Source organism: Streptomyces himastatinicus ATCC 53653 (assembly GCF_000158915.1).
Taxonomy (GTDB): Bacteria; Actinomycetota; Actinomycetes; order Streptomycetales; family Streptomycetaceae; genus Streptomyces; species Streptomyces himastatinicus.
The window spans coordinates 1,897,072-1,908,848 of record NZ_GG657754.1 but is presented as its reverse complement, the minus strand read 5'-3'; the positions used below and the strand labels follow the sequence as shown (position 1 = coordinate 1,908,848).

The following is an 11,777-nucleotide window of genomic DNA, read 5'->3' as shown; positions in this document are numbered from 1 at the left end:
AGAGCAGGAACCGCTCGTCCTCGCCCGGCCGGTCCCGGGAGCTGACCACCAGCGCGCCCCGCAGCCGGTCGGGTGCCCCCGTCCCATCCGGTGCCCCCAGCCCGTCCGGCTCGCGCAGGGCGAACGCCCACCCCCAGCCCCGCCGGGGGAAGCGCACCGGACCGTCCCGGCCCGCCAGCTGCCTGACCTGCGCGTCCAGGGCCGCGGTCGCCCGGAAGCCGTCGTCCGGGCAGCGCACCAGGCCGTCGCCGAGCAGCAGATAGCCCGCCTCGGCGCGGCCCGGGCCGACGGTACTGACCTGGGCCATCGCCCGGCGCAGTATCTCCGTCTCGTCCTGGCTGTCGAACATGGTCAGACAGCGCAGCACCAGCTCATCGGCGACACCTGATGGGGCCATGCGGTCCGGATACCCGTATCCCGGCGAATCACCGCAAGAGGGCGAATTCAGAGCCGTAATTTCGACCTCGGGGACGCAGGCGCACCACAGCCCGCCCTTGTCACCCTGACGGCGTGGGCCTCCGCCCCGCCAATGGTCCGGCCAATGACCCGATGGGCCGGACCAGCGGCGGCGACGCGCACATCCGGCCGCACGCTACGGCAAGGAGGGCGAACGCCATGGCCATCGAGCCCGACCCCCATCTGTCCATGGTGCGCCCGGTCGCCCCGCACACCCCGGAGGGGTGCGAGGAGTGCCTGCGCCTCGGGTCGCCCTGGGTGCATCTGCGGCTCTGCCTGACCTGCGGACACGTCGGCTGCTGCGACTCCTCCCCGCTCAAGCACGCCCGCGCCCATGCCGCGACGGCGAGCCATCCCATCGTCGAGCCCCTGGAACAGGGCGAGGAATGGCGGTGGTGCTACGTCCACGAGGCCCTGGTCTGACTTGCCCACAACCATCACCACGGAACCACCGAACCGCAGAACCACAGAACCACGGAGGTGAAGGACGATGAGCATGCCCGTCCGACGACACCGGGGCGCAGGCCCCCTCGAACGCCCCCGGGGCTGGAGCCGCAACCCCCTGGCGGAATTCGACGAACTGCTCAGCCAGATGGGCGGACTCCTCGAATCCACCGTCGGCGCCGCCCCGCCCGCCCTCACCACATGGGCGCCCGCCGCCGACGTCATCGAGGCCGACGACGCCTACCGGGTCGAAGTGGACCTCCCCGGCGTCCGGCGCGCCGACGTGGACGTGGAGGTGAGCGGCCAGGAGCTGACCGTCTCCGGCGAGATCGGGGAACGCGAACGCGAGGGCGTAGTGCGCCGGAGCACCCGTCGCACCGGGCGCTTCGAGTACCGGATGCTGCTGCCCGCCGAGGTCAACACCGAGGCCGTCAAGGCCGAGATGGCCGACGGTGTGCTCACTATCACCGTCCCGAAGGCGGAGGCCGTGAAACCCCGTCATGTCGAGATCACCGAGAGCGAGGAGACCGGCAGGGGGCAACAGGCCGAAGCCGGAAGGACGCGGATGACCGAAGGGGCCACTGAAGCCCAAGAGGCTCAAGAGGCGCAGGGGGCCCAAGAGTCCGGTCAGGCCCGCACATCCGGCTGGGGGTTCCGCGGCCGCAACCGCTGAACCCGACCCCCCTCCCCACGGCGGCGCCCCACCCGGGCGCCGCCGTCCGGTGCCCGTCTTCTCCCGGCTTCTCCCCTCTCCGCGGGTACATCCGGATGGCCAATGTCCATTTTTCCTTTCCCCAGCCAACGGTTGATCAGTAATCTCGCCTCAGCAGCGGGTTGCCCTGCCGCTCTTCGTCGTGCTCCACTGCCCCGAGGACGCGGACGACCCCGAGGGCGGCCCCGGAAGCCGGAAGAGGGCGAAGGAAGTGCGGGACTTGAAGGCCACCTGGCGGCCGGCGGGCATCAACACCACAGGCGCGGACATCGACGCCACAGGCGAGGACGAACCAGCCCCCGGCGGCGTCCCCCCGGCGAGGCGTGCGATATGACCTCGACGCCGGGCGGGCCGAGACGTCGGGACGGCGCCGGGGACGCCGAGGCGGACCACGGGAGGCTGCGGCGGTTCGCGGCGGTCTGGAGCCGGGCCGTCCACCCGATGTCGGCCACCACCATGACCCTTGACGAGTTCGAGGACTATCTGCTGCCGCTGGCCCACCGGCTGAGCGACGCCCTGCGCGCCGTCCCCTTCGACACCGCCGACGCCTACGAGGTGGGCGCCGCGCTGGTGGACGCCCAGTGCGCCGAGCCCGAGGCGCTGCCCGCGATCCTCGGGATCATCGACGCGTATCTGGTGCTCTACGCCCCGCCGGACCGGCCGATGAGCGACGAGGACGTACGGGCCCGCTGCGCCCGGCTCCAGCACGCGCTCGCCGCCGGTTTCGTCCGGGCCCTGCGTGAGCGTGAGCGCGACGAGCGGAACGCCATCTCCCGCGCCGCCCTGACCGCGCGCGAAGAGGCCGAGAAGGCGCTGCACGCGAGCGAGGCCAAGTTCCAGGCCGTGTTCGAGGGTGCGGTGATCGGCGTGGGGATCGCCGGACTCGACGGCGAAGTCCTCGTCGTCAACGACGCGATGGCCAGGATGTTCGGCGGGGCCTCCTTCTTCCGCCCCGGCCGCAACGTCACCGAGTTCGTCCACCCCGACGACGCCCCGGGCGTCCACGAGCTGTACCGCGAGCTGGTGACGGGGGAGCGCGACCTCTTCCGCATCGAGAAGCCGCACTACCGCGACGACGGCAGCGTGCTGTGGACCAATCTCACCGTCACCCTGCTCCGCGACTCCCATGGCGCGCCCCAGTACCAGCTCGCGCTCGCCGAGGACATCACCGAGCACCGGCTGCTGCGCGAGCGGCTGCGCTACGAGGCCACCCATGACGAGCTGACCGGGCTGCCCAACCGCACCCTGTTCCTGGAACGCCTCGACCAGGCGCTCGCCGCCGCGGCCGACGCCCAGCGCTTCGGCGTGTGCTACCTGGACCTCGACGGCTTCAAGGCCGTCAACGACAGCCTCGGGCACGTGGCGGGGGACCGGATGCTGCGGGCCGTCGCTGAGCGGCTCCAGGGGTGCGTGGCGTCCCCGCACGAGCTGGTCGCCCGGGTCGGCGGGGACGAGTTCCTGGCGCTGGTCACCGGGCCCGCCGCGCAGGCGGACGGCACCGCGATGGCCCGCCGGATGCTCGCCGCGCTCGCCGACCCCGTCCAGGTCGAGGGCCGCGAGCTGCGGGTACGGGCCAGCATCGGCGTCGTCGACGGGCGGGCCGGGGAGATCGGCCGGGCCGAGGTGCTGCGCAGCGCCGACATCACCATGTACCGGGCCAAGGCCGCGGGCGGCAACCGCTACGAACTCGCCGACGACGACTCCAACGCCCGGGTGATCGCCCGTCACAGCCTCAGCAACGGGCTGCCGTCGGCCCTGGAGAACGGCGAGTTCTTCATCGAGTACCAGCCGCTGGTACGGCTCGCCGACGGCACCGTACGCGGCGCCGAGGCGCTGGTGCGCTGGCTGCACCCGGTGCACGGGGTGCTCGGACCGGACCAGTTCATCCCGCTCGCCGAGGACACCGGCCTGATCGTGCCGCTCGGCCGCTGGGTGCTGGAGCAGGCGGCCCGGCAGGCCCGCGCCTGGCAGGACGCTCCCGAGGGCGAGGCCGAGCGGCTGCGGGTCAACGTCAACCTGTCGCCCTGCCAGCTGAGCCACCCCACGCTGGTGTCCGACACCGTGGCGGTCCTGGAGAACGCCGGACTGTGCCCGAGCGCCCTGTGCCTGGAGGTCACCGAGAACGACCTCATCGGCGCCGACGAGGACGCCCTGCGGCCGCTGCGGCAACTCGCCGACCTGGGCGTGGACATCGCCCTGGACGACTTCGGCACCGGCTACTCCAACCTCTCGTATCTGCGCCGCCTCCCGGTCAGCACCCTCAAGCTGGACCGCTCCTTCACCCGCGGCATGCAGCGCGCCCCGGCCGACCCCGTCGACGTCAAGATCGTGGAGGGCATCGTCTCGCTGGCCCATACGCTCGACCTGGCGGTCACGGTGGAGGGCGTCGAGACGGCGGTACAGGCCGAACATCTGCGGATGCTGGGATTCGACACCGCCCAGGGCTGGTACTACGCCCGCCCCGGCCCCCCGGAGCGGCTGCACACCCTGGCGCTGGCCGACGCCAGCTGAGCGCCCGGCGGGCGGGACGCGGTGAGCGCCGTACGGGCGGGCGCCGCGCGCCCCTGCTCCGCCGCGCCCCGCTCCGGTACGCCCTACTCCGCCGCGTCCTGCTCGGGCGCGTCCAGCAGCCGGGAGCGGATCAGGAAGCGGACGCCCTCCGGCGCCTCCAGCGAGAAGCCGCTGCCGCGCCCCGGCACCACGTCCACCGTCAGATGCGTATGCCGCCACCGCTCGAACTGCGACACGGACATCCAGAAGCCGACTGGCTTCTCGACCCCGTCCACCTCCAGCTCGGCGAGCAGCACATCGGACGCGCCCGTACGGAACTCGCCCAGCGGGTAGCACATGGGCGCGCTGCCGTCGCAGCAGCCGCCCGACTGATGGAACATCAGCGGCCCGTGCTCCGCGGTCAACCGGCGGATCAGATCGGCCGCGGACTCTGTCAGGGCGATGCGTGAGATCTCCGTCATCACAGGCTCCCGCCTTCCCGTCTCGTGCCAGTAAGTTCGTGGCGGTGTCTCCGCCCAGTCAACTCCCCGGTACGTTGCGAGATGGTTGCACGGAACCCCGTCGTCAGCGCCAGTTGATGCCGCGCACGCGGACATCGAAGCTGTCCAGCATTTTCAGGGTACGGGCGCGGGTGTGGGGCCTCATGTAGGGCCAGGCCGCCTCTACCAGACCCTCGGCGTTCAGAAGCTGTTCGAGTACCTCGAAGTGGACAGCGCCGCTGACGTGCTCCGTGGAGTGGGCGACGATGCGCTCCACGAAGTCCCAGCACCGGTGCAGCAGTTCGGTGTCGGGGCTGTCGCTCTCCAGCTCGGGCATCAGCACGGGCGTCGTGAAGCACTCGGCCAGCAGAGGGTACAGCCGTACCCACGCCTCCTCGGTCACAACGGCCACGTCCGCGGGCCGATGGAACATCTCGGCGATGGAGGCGGCGGATTCCGGGATCATGCGCAGCAGCAGAGAGGGGATCTCGTCGGCCAGGATTTCCTGGGCCGGATTCGCCCCGGTGGGGACGTCGCTCATGTTTTCCTCAGTGGGTGTGCGGCAGTCGTGCTCATGGGCGCGGGGCCCGTCGTGCGAGGTGCGGCACGACGAGCCCCGTCCTCATTGTCCGGCACAGCGTGTCGGGCTCACTGTCAGGCGCAGCTCTCGGGAGGGCATACGCCTCCGCTCGTCTGCGGCGGCTCCAGGGCGTCGTGGAACCCGAACGGGTCCACGATGTCCTTGCCCATCTCCACCAGGCCCTTCTTCCATCCGTACTGGTGTACGTAGGAGGGCGCCTCGGCGGCTGTCGTGATGCCGCCGACGATACCGAGGGTTCTGGAGAAGCCGCGCAGCCGCGTGGGCTGGCCGACCGGCTGGGGGCTCTTGTACTGGACCGGCTTGAACTCCGTTCCCGTCAGTTCCTTCACGGCGGGTGTCTTGGCCACCGCGTCGAAGTCCGTCTTGACGGCGCTCTTCATGCCGGTGTCGGCGTTCATCCGCTTCTTGATGTTGCCGGTGACGTCACGTGAGTTGAGCGCGTCCCAGAGTTCCGCCGCTTCGGCCTTGGCGACCTTCAGATCGCTGTCGGACAGCAGAGGGGTCTTCTTGGTGTTCTTGCCGGTCTCCCTGGCCTTGCGGTCGTTCTCCAGAATCTCCGAGAGAGCGCTCATGGTCGCCCAGCCCTTCTGCAGATGCAGCTGGGTTTTCTCCGGCAGGGGCTGCCCCGTGTTGAACTCGTGGATGATCGCCGTGGACAGCTTGCCGTTGCCGAAGACCTGCTTGGCTCGCGCCTTCGGATAGATCTGCTGAAGCGTTCCGCGCAGCTTGCCACTGCTTACGGCCGGCGCCTGTGTGCGCCGCTGCATGAAGCCCGGGTTCTTGTTGGGCACCTTGTTGAGGAGGTAGTGGATCGTCTTCTTCAGCAGCTTGAACAATTCCAGGAAGCCGAAGAACTTCCCGTCCGGGTCGGCGTACACCAGCGGGTTGTTGTTGCCGTAGGTGTAGCCGTTCATCTGCTGCGGGTCCGCCGGATCCATCACCGGGTCGACGGAGAGGAACCGGCCGGTCTGGCGGTCGTACTCGCGGGCACCCAGGTGGGTGAGGCCGGTGTCCTTCGTCTCGTCGATACCGCCGACGAAGCCCTTGGTCCCGGGCCAGGCGGCCGGTGCCGTACCGCGGGCCTCGCCGAAGGGCGTGACCCGGCGCTGGGTGAGGGCCAGGTCGGTGGCGGCGACGGCCAGCATGCCGGTGCCGTGGTGGTCGGCCAGGGTGAAGGAGAAGCTGCCGTCGTCGGCGCGGACCGCCTGGTGGCCGCTGCCGAGGTCGATGTAGCGGGTCGCCTTCGCCTTGGTCGCGCCCTTGTCCAGGGTGACGTCCGTGTGGCCGAGGTGCAGCGTGGTCCGGTCGCCCGTGCGGTCGATGAGCCGGTTGCCGTTGGCGTCGTACACATACTCGGTGGTCTTGGCCGGTTTGCCGTCGACGGGTTCGGTGACTTTGGCCAGGAGCCCCTCGGCGTCCCACTCCAGGTGCTGCTCGCCGCGGTCGGTGGTGTTGCCGGTCTCGTCGTAGGCGTAGTCGGTCCGGCTGGTTCCCACAGGTCCCTGCGTGGTGAGCGCGGACAGTTGGTGGGCCTTGGGCTTGCCCGCAGGGGGGTACTCGTAGGTGTGCTCGATGTCCTTGGCGGCGTCGCCTCCGGCGTCGTGCCGGGTGTCGGTGAGGCGGTTGCCGGCCTTGTCATAGGTGTACGACTGCCAGTACGGAGCCGGACCGCCCAGCTCGTCCGCGGACGGCGAGTCGGCGCAGGTCTGGTCCCCCTCGGCCCACGCCTCCGTCAGACGGCGCAGATGGTCATACGCGAAGCACTGGTTGTCGGTGCCGGTGCGGGAGACGTCCCGCAGGGAGAGGACGTTGCCGGCCTCGTCGTAGCGGAAGGAAACGTTCTGGTCGACGCCCGCCTGTCCCTCGCGGTCGACGCGCGTGGTCGCCAGCCGCTGGGTGCCGAACTCGTAGGTATTGGTGACCTGCGTCTTCTTCTCACCGTTGGTCAGACCGAAGCTGTACACCAGCGGCTTGCCGGTCTGGCTGTAGGCGGCGGTCGAGGTCATGCCCTGGCCGTAGACGGAGATCGGCCGGAGGGTCTGGTCCTCGTAGGAGTAGTTGATCGAGCCGCCCGGCAGTGAGCCGGCGGCGGAGTAGCTGAGCGAGGCGACCAGGCCGGAGGGCTTGTAGGCGGTGCCGGACTGGTAGGCGCCGGCCAGCGCGCCCTCGGAGGCCGGGATGACGGTCGCCGTCTTGGTGGGCCGGTACAGCTTGTCGTAGGCGGTTACCGCGGTGGTGTACGCATGGCCGTCCACGTAGCGGATCGACTCGGCGAGCTGACCCTTGGCTCCGGAGACGGTGTCGTACGTCCACTTGACCCGCAGCTTGCCGGTGGCGGAACCCTCGCGCAGCTCGGTCTTGCGGCCCAGTCCGTCGTAGCTGTTGAACAGGGTGGTGCCGCGCTGGTCGGTGCTGGAGATCACCTGACCGTGGTCGTCGTACGTGGTGTCGGTGCGACCCCGGTCGGGGTCGGTGAAGGACGTCTGGTGGCCGAGCTGGTCGTACGTGTAGCTCCAGCTGTTGCCGGCCGGGTCGGTGACCTTCAGCAGGTCGCCCGAAGGGGTGTGGTCGTAGGTGGTCGTGTCGTAGGCCGACTGCGGGTCGCGGGTGTGGTGCTGGCGCAGTTCGGTGATGTTCCCGCGCGCGTCGACCAGGGAGGTGACGGTGGTGTCGCCGGTCGGCGGGATCAGGGTGGTGCGGTCGCCGCCGTAGACCGTCTTCTTGGTGGACAGGACGGTGCCGCCGTCGCCGTTGCCGGCGATCTGACGCTCCTCGACCTGGCGGCCGAGACCGTCGTAGAAGGTGCGGGTCTGGGTCTCCACCCCCAGCGCGTCGGCGGGCTTGAACAGCTCGGCGACGGGGCTGCCGGTGGCGTAGTAGGGGGCGAAGGTCTTGGTGGTCAGACCGCGCTCGTCGTAGAAGTTGTCGGAGATGATCCGGCCGCCGTCGGGGCCGGGTGCCTGGGCCTGACGCTCGCGCAGGAACCCGTCGTACAGCTTGTACGACGTGATCTGGCCGCCCTCGTTGTCGAGCAGCTTGGTGGCCACGGTGACGGGCTTGCCCTCGGTGACCGAGTAGGCGTACTCGTACGTCGGCACACCGCTCGTGGCGCGGTCGGCGAGCCACACCTTGGTGGAGCGGCCGAGCGCGTCGTAGGCGTAGCTGGTGACGTTGTTGTTGGTGTCGGTCTGCTTGAGCAGCAGTCCGCGCAGCGGGTCGAGGTCCTTGACGGTGGTCTGGGCGCTCGTGGGGTTGTCGGTGTCGGCGGGCGGCGTGGTGGTCTTGGTCCGGGTGGGGAGGCCGACGGACGGGACGTAGGCCGTGGTGGTGGTGCGGCCGCCGGTGCGGGCGGTGCGCACGGGGTCGGCGTTGCCGGTCACGGTCACGTCGGCCGTGACGTCGGTGACGGTGAGTTCGCGTCCGTAGTCGTCGTAGGTGGCGCCGGCCTCCAGATAGGTCGCCTTGGTGCCGTTGTCACCCTTGAGCGGTGCGGTGCCCGTCACGTCGCCCTTGGTCGGGGCCGCGCCGTAGGCGCCGCCGTCGTAGGCGGTGCGGGTGTCGTCGATGACGTCCTTGGTCCGGTCGACCGTGGCGTCACACGCCTTGGCGACGGTCTCCACCCGCGCGGGCAGCAGGAGGATGTTCTTGTCGGTGTTGGTGGCGTAGGTCGTGCGGGTGCACTGGTCGTCGTCGGCCGTGGAGGTGTCCCCCAGGTCTTCCTCCCGGATGGGCCGTCCCGCGACGGTGTCGTGGCTGGTGGAGGTGGCGGTGGTCCGCCACTTGTCACCGGCTCCGTCGTCCAGTGACGTGTAGTTCTTCGCCTCGGAGATACCGGTGAAGTCGGCGGTGACGGTGCCCCAGTCCCGGACCTTCCTGGCCGTCTCGTGGCGCCAGGGCCGGTACACGGTCTTCTGCAGGATCGTGCCGCCGGGCCGGTCGAAGGACACCGTGCGGTACTCGAAGCCCGCGGTCGCCTCGTCGTCTGTGATCGCGTCGCCCTCACCGGCGCCGAGCGCGACGGTCACGGACTTGGTGCCGCCCGCCGGTGTCCTGCGGTCGCCGTCCATGCCGCGCAGGAAGTAGTGCTCCTCCTGCGACTTCATGGCGGCCGCACCGCCCTGGCCGCCGCTTCGGACCCGCACGTGGCCGTAGCCGCGCCACTGGGACCAGGTCTTGTACTTCTCCTTGGTCAAGCCGTCGTCGTCATCGAAGTGCCAGGCGGCGCCGTCGAGGTAGTCGTAGGCGGTGACCTGGTCGGGGGCGCCGCCGGTACGGTCGGTGGACGTCACGGAGGTGACCACGTATTTGTTGAACCACTCGCGGTCCGGGGCGTCGCTGCTGTCACCGCCGATGTACTGCGGGAAGCACCGGGTGGTGTTGGTCTCGGGGGTCGGCGTCGCGTCGACGTCGCACGCCGGAGCGGAGTAGTTGACGTCGATCTGGCCACCCGACTCGTCCGCGACGGTGGACAGCCGCGCCTTGATGAAGGGGGCGTAGCCGTCGCCGGTGCGGTCCAGCCGGTTGGCGAGCTGGGTGTAGGCGAAGGTGGTCTTGGGCAGCGTGATCGACGGTGTGGCGGTGTGGCCGGTGTGCTGCACGCTGTCGAGGAGCAGCTGGTAGTCGGTGTCCGCCATGCCCCAGCGGTGGGTGAGCTGCCAGGAGTCGGCCTTGCCGTAGGAGCCGTCGGGCTTCAGGAGCTGGGTGGTGACCGCGGTCAGCCGCTTACGGGTCCAGAACGACGGCGTCAGCCTGCCGTTGTCGCACTTGGTGCCGGGCTTGCAGTTCAGGTCCCACGGCGTGTCGTACCAGTAGAACGACTTGCTGTCGATGGTGTCGGCCGCGCAGGTGACGCCGTCCTGAGGCAGGCAGCGCTCGGCGCTGTCGAAGACGACCTGGGCCGGCGGCTTGTCGGCGAACATGCGCGAGGAACGCAGGCCGTAGTCGATGCGCTGCAGGTAGCCGCCGCGGGTGTAGGGGGTGTCGGCGTCGGCCTTCAGGTTGCGGCCGTAGGAGTTGGTCTCCTTGGCGTAGTGGTAGCCCATGGCGTTGCCGTGGGTGTCCACCACGTAGTCAAGGTTCCACCGCCATGCCTGCTGGCACCAGGAGTCGGCGAAGGCGCTCGCGTGGCACGGCTCACCGGTGTTGTTGCCGAAGACCGGCACGGTCCACGTCGAGTCGGTGGTCTCCTTGCCGTCGGCCCAGCCGGGCAGGCGGTGGTAGCCGAAGTAGTAACGGGTGCCGTCGGGGGCGGTCAGTCGCCAGTACTCGCCGTCGTTGTCGCCGTTGCCGCGTTCCGTGCTCGTCAGGCGGGCGATTCGGGTGCCGTCGTCCTGCTGCAGCTTGAACTCGTCGTTGCCGACGGGGACCAGTTCGCCGCCCTTGCCGTTGAAGGTCAGATAGGCGTTGTCGTATGCCCAGCACAGGTCGCCCGGCTTGTTGCCGTCGGCGTTCTTCTCCCCGTCCTCGGCGCACGGCTTGTAGCGGCGTTCGATGAAGCCGGGCGACAGTTCGAAGCCGTCGCCCACCCAGGAGCCCTGGTTGTTGGTGGCGCCGGTGCGGCCGTCGACAGAGCTCGATGAGTAGTCCAGGCCCACCTCGGGGGTGAGGTCACCGGGGACGTCCGGCACGGGCATGTCGTAGGACCACGTGAAGTCGCCGGTGTTGAGCTGGGTGCTCCAGGTTGCCGACGGCGACAGGGAGGTGGCCTTGAAGTCGCCCTTCTCCCCACCGGTCTCCGGCGCGGCAGCCAGGAGGGTCGCCGCGGAGGAGCGCAGGCTCACCGTGTTCGCGGTCAGGGTGTGGTGGTCGGTGTCGTTGCGCGTGGCGAGCGGGGTGCTCTTGCGGCAGGCATCCTTGGTGGGGGTGGTCAGGGCACAGGCGGGCAGTTCGACCAGGCGCAGCCTCGATGCGTAGCCGCCGCCGAAGGCCTGGGCGACGCCGGCGTAGTCGACGGTGACGGCGGCCTTGCCCGCGCGGGCCCGGGCGGATGCGTTCCGGGAGCCGGCCGCGGCCGTCTTCTTCGCACGGTCCTGGGTCTTCAGGGTGAACAGCAGCCCGTCGACGCCGGCGCGTTCGGCCTGTCCACGGCTGTGCAGGCGGGCCTCGACGGTGCCTTGGGCAGCGTTCTTCGCTGTCTTCGACGGGGCTATGCGCAGCGGGAGGTCACCGGCCCGCTCGGAGCCGTGTCCGGGTATCTCCACGGTGGCGGTGCCGGGCTCGGGCCAGGAGTGCCGGGGCGGTTCGGCCGGTGTTCGCGGGCCTTTGGTGAGCTTGCGGGGCCGGGGCTTCAGTCCGTTGGTGCCGGCCACGGGCTTGTCCGCCTTGGGCACACTTGGCAGTGGGTGGCCGGTGGCGGCCGCGGCGGGTGAGGCGGCGGCCTGGATCAGTCCGCCGACCATCAGCGCGGACATGACCAGGGAGACCGGCCTGTACAGCGCTCCGGATGAAAGGCGTGGTGGTTTGCGTCGCATGCGTGATGCCGTCCATGGCTGAGTGGCGTGCCGGACTGCGCGTCGTGGCGCTCCGGCATCGCCGTGCGATAAGGGCGGGTTGTGGAAGTGGTGGCGGGTGGGGC

General features: G+C 70.1%; 6 protein-coding genes and 1 pseudogene. 3 read left to right on the top strand and 4 right to left on the bottom strand.

Going from position 1 to position 11,777, the window contains the following annotated elements; all coding sequences use genetic code 11:
• A pseudogene (locus SSOG_RS53335) lies at window positions 1-397 on the bottom strand (transcriptional regulator); the annotation flags it as partial.
• 218 nt (window positions 398-615) lie between these two features.
• On the opposite strand from SSOG_RS53335, the gene SSOG_RS07300 reads away from it, so the two are divergent.
• From SSOG_RS07300 to SSOG_RS07290, 3 genes are all read left to right on the top strand, one after another.
• Window positions 616-879: a UBP-type zinc finger domain-containing protein gene (locus SSOG_RS07300; protein WP_009713570.1), complete on the top strand. Its 264-nt coding sequence runs from the start codon at window positions 616-618 to the stop codon at window positions 877-879.
• A 73-nt stretch (window positions 880-952) separates the two neighbouring features.
• Window positions 953-1,573, top strand: coding sequence for an Hsp20/alpha crystallin family protein (locus SSOG_RS07295; RefSeq protein WP_342634277.1), 621 nt, complete (start codon window positions 953-955; stop codon window positions 1,571-1,573).
• 369 nt (window positions 1,574-1,942) lie between these two features.
• A complete protein-coding gene (locus SSOG_RS07290) occupies window positions 1,943-4,123 on the top strand; it encodes a putative bifunctional diguanylate cyclase/phosphodiesterase (RefSeq protein ID WP_009713567.1) in 2,181 nt (726 codons plus the stop codon).
• 83 nt (window positions 4,124-4,206) lie between these two features.
• On the opposite strand, the gene SSOG_RS07285 is transcribed toward SSOG_RS07290, so the two are convergent.
• The 3 genes from SSOG_RS07285 to SSOG_RS07275 all read right to left on the bottom strand — a co-directional run bounded on the left by SSOG_RS07285 (window position 4,207) and on the right by SSOG_RS07275 (window position 11,613).
• The gene (locus tag SSOG_RS07285) at window positions 4,207-4,584 is read right to left on the bottom strand and encodes a DUF779 domain-containing protein (RefSeq protein WP_039936808.1); all 378 of its coding nucleotides are present in this window, start codon (window positions 4,582-4,584) and stop codon (window positions 4,207-4,209) included.
• Between the two features lie 103 nt (window positions 4,585-4,687).
• Window positions 4,688-5,143 (bottom strand): hypothetical protein, encoded by a 456-nt coding sequence (locus tag SSOG_RS07280; RefSeq protein WP_009713565.1) that lies wholly within the window; start codon window positions 5,141-5,143, stop codon window positions 4,688-4,690.
• A gap of 113 nt (window positions 5,144-5,256) precedes the next feature.
• Complete coding sequence (locus tag SSOG_RS07275) at window positions 5,257-11,613, bottom strand: RHS repeat-associated core domain-containing protein (RefSeq protein WP_245606240.1); 6,357 nt, start codon at window positions 11,611-11,613, stop codon at window positions 5,257-5,259.
• Between the last annotated feature and the right edge of the window lie 164 nt (window positions 11,614-11,777).